The organism is Haloferax sp. Atlit-6N, from assembly GCF_003383195.1.
Taxonomy (GTDB): domain Archaea; phylum Halobacteriota; class Halobacteria; order Halobacteriales; family Haloferacaceae; genus Haloferax; species Haloferax gibbonsii.
In genome coordinates this window covers 1-458 of the sequence record NZ_QEQJ01000326.1, presented here as the reverse complement: position 1 = coordinate 458, position 458 = coordinate 1, and the positions used below count along the sequence as shown (strand labels likewise).

1 pseudogene is annotated in these 458 nt (G+C 66.4%); it reads right to left on the bottom strand.

Features of this window, described 5'->3' with window-relative positions:
• Positions 1 to 458: pseudogene (locus DEQ92_RS22585) on the bottom strand (hypothetical protein); the annotation flags it as partial.

Sequence of the window (458 nt, the reverse complement as noted above, 5' to 3'; positions counted from 1 at the left end):
CCCGGCTTCGGGGTCGGGATTCCAGACGCTCCCGGGTGCTTTCAACTCGACGAGTTCGTACTCCCACTTGCCCGGTGCGAGGATCACCCAGAAGGCGTTTCCGAGGAACTCGTTGCGGTGGACTTCGACGGCGTCGATCCCAGGATTCGTCCGGATCCGCCCTCTGAGGTACTGGCCGACGGTGTCGTCGACGGCGGTGATCGACCAGCGCGTGGGCACGAGTCGCCGCTGGTCGGTCTGTCCGAGCGCGCCCGCAGAGAGAATCGTGTTGATGTCGTAGACGTCGAAGCCGCGGCGATAGAGGTAGTTCATCGCGCCCTCGGCGTTCCAGTCGTCGTCTTCGAGCGTCTTCTCGACGGGACGCGGCACGTGGGGGTTCTCCGCCAACTCCGCAGAGCGGGCCCGAGCGCGCGGTCCGACCGGCGTGGCGACGTCTTCGACGCCGACGTCTAAGTCGA